This is a genomic window from Pseudomonas sp. 50_B, assembly GCF_017491625.1.
GTDB lineage: Bacteria > Pseudomonadota > Gammaproteobacteria > Pseudomonadales > Pseudomonadaceae > Aquipseudomonas > Aquipseudomonas danubii.
In genome coordinates this window covers 1-471 of the sequence record NZ_JAFGYX010000123.1, presented here as the reverse complement: position 1 = coordinate 471, position 471 = coordinate 1, and the positions used below count along the sequence as shown (strand labels likewise).

The window sequence follows — 471 nt, the reverse complement described above, 5'->3', positions numbered from 1 at the left end:
GCACTGGCCGAGCAGCGTCACGTTGACCTGCGCGTTGTTGATCGTCAGTTGCGTCGCGCTGTCGGCCTGGCCCGTCCACGGATTCGTGCCGCTTGCGCTGCCCTTGATGAGGCCGCACAGGCTGTTGGTGCCGGTAAACGTCGTCGACGTGATGTTGACGATGCCCGCGGGCGTGATCGTGCCGTTGAACGTCGCGACACAGTTCGCGCTGATCGAGCCCTTGGACAGCGTCGTTTCCAAAGGAGCCGAGGTCGCCGAGAACGGCTCGCCGTTCGGGTTCATCGGCTGCCCGTCGACGCGAACCACGGTGACGGCGAGCGCGGGCGTAGCTGCGGCCGCTGCGAATGCCAACGCGACAACGAACGGAACAAATTTACGGTTACGCATGGGTCTGCCTCACTTGACGAATGGCGGCTTGCCGCCAGTGGCGTGACGTTGCGGCCGGAGAATTCCGCCCGCTCGGTCACAGGA

1 protein-coding gene is annotated in these 471 nt (G+C 64.8%); it reads right to left on the bottom strand.

The genetic code is table 11. The features are described 5' to 3' along the window. The coding region (locus J5M73_RS31225; protein ID WP_207816929.1) for a hypothetical protein at window positions 1-387 on the bottom strand (387 nt) is incomplete at its 3' end. Window positions 388-471: the final 84 nt, after the last annotated feature.